Source organism: Mesobacillus sp. (genome assembly GCF_049588175.1).
In the GTDB taxonomy this organism is placed as follows: domain Bacteria; phylum Bacillota; class Bacilli; order Bacillales; family Cytobacillaceae; genus Mesobacillus.
In genome coordinates this window covers 1-1,520 of sequence record NZ_JBAVFI010000579.1, presented here as the reverse complement: position 1 = coordinate 1,520, position 1,520 = coordinate 1, and the positions used below count along the sequence as shown (strand labels likewise).

General features: G+C 37.6%; 1 protein-coding gene and 1 pseudogene. Both read left to right on the top strand.

The genetic code is table 11. The features are described 5' to 3' along the window. Positions 1 to 258 precede the first annotated feature (258 nt). Positions 259 to 1,290, top strand: coding sequence for a LacI family DNA-binding transcriptional regulator (locus WB217_RS14135; protein WP_423993862.1), 1,032 nt, complete (start codon positions 259 to 261; stop codon positions 1,288 to 1,290). Continuing rightward, a pseudogene (locus tag WB217_RS14130) lies at positions 1,275 to 1,520 on the top strand (hypothetical protein); the annotation flags it as partial. The gene WB217_RS14135 and the pseudogene WB217_RS14130, both read left to right, overlap by 16 nt.

The following is a 1,520-nucleotide window of genomic DNA, read 5'->3' as shown; positions in this document are numbered from 1 at the left end:
CTTTAGTTGAGCATATGGAATTGTGGAATGTAGAATGATGTTTGGATCATAGGTATATTAACTGATTCTATTAATATGTTAAAAATTTAAATTGAATTAATTTAGAGTTTTTAACATATCATTATATATAAAATCGGAATATTTCAAAAAATAAATATTTTAGTTGTATCTAGCATTTTAGTTATTTATAATTGAAAAAAAAGACTTTTTTATTTTTTTGCAGTTTATGTAACCGGTTACATAAAAGGTGGGATTTTGATGGCGACAATTCGTGATGTGGCAAAATTAGCTGGTGTTTCAGTAGCAACCGTTTCGAGAGTATTGAACCAGAATGGCTATGTGAACAAGGAGACAGAAAAGACTGTCCTGCAAAGCATGAAGGAGTTAAGTTTTGAACCAAGTCAAATTGCCAGGAGGTTAGCAGGAAAGACAATGAAAACTTTATCATTGATCCTTCCTGATATATCAAACCCGTTTTTTCCCGAATTGGCCAGAGGCGTTGAGGATATAGCCCAGCAGCATCAATTCAATGTCTTTCTGGGCAATTCCGACAACCTTGAAAAAAAGGAAAAGTCTTATATAGAAGTTATGCAAAAAAAGAGTATCGATGGCTTAATTATTGTTTCCAACACGGTAGAGGAGGAAACGATTAGAAAGCTCCAAAATGCAAAGATTCCTGTGGTTTTACTAGACCGTCCTTTTACTGGCAATAATTGCAGCATTGTACGGGCACGTAATTCGGAGGGGGCCCAGTTAGCGGTAAAACATCTATTTGAGGTGGGTTGTAGAAAAATAGCGCATATTTCAGGCCCTGATAACATTAACCCCGCTTATGAAAGATTGATAGCTTATACCGATATGGTTTCTGGTCATGATTGGTTCAGCGAGTCCCTGATAGAAGATGGTGGCTTTGATATTAAAGGAGGGAGAGAAGCGATGAAGCGGCTGCTCCAGTCCAACGCGGATATTGATGGTGTCTTTGCCGGCAATGATTTAATGGCACTGGGTGCATTGAAGGAATTACTCCAAATGGGAATAAAGGTTCCTGAGCAAATAGCAATTTGCGGCTTTGACGGTATTCAGCTGACAGAATACACTGAGCCAGGAATCACAACAATTGCTCAGCCAATTTACGAAATGGGAGCATTGGCAACTGAAGTACTAATCAAGAAGATTCAAGGCGAGGAACATGAAAATAAAATTTTTGAATTACCAGTGAAATTGATACAAAGAAATTCAACAAATAAAAATCACGTACAAATGGGAGGCTTGGCATGGAGAAAAAAATAAACCTGTCTGGAGAATGGGATGTATTTGTTGATTTTTCAAAGCCTGTAGAACAGTATGAGGAAATTTCGAAAAATAGAAGATGGTCTAAGATTTCTGTTCCTGGCTGCTGGGAACAAGCTGAACGAGATAAAAAGTCTGACGGACCTGTTTGGTACCGGAAAATTTTCACTGTACCAGAAGAATGGAATGAAGGTTCAGTCGCCATTCATTTTGAAGGGGTCAACTATTAT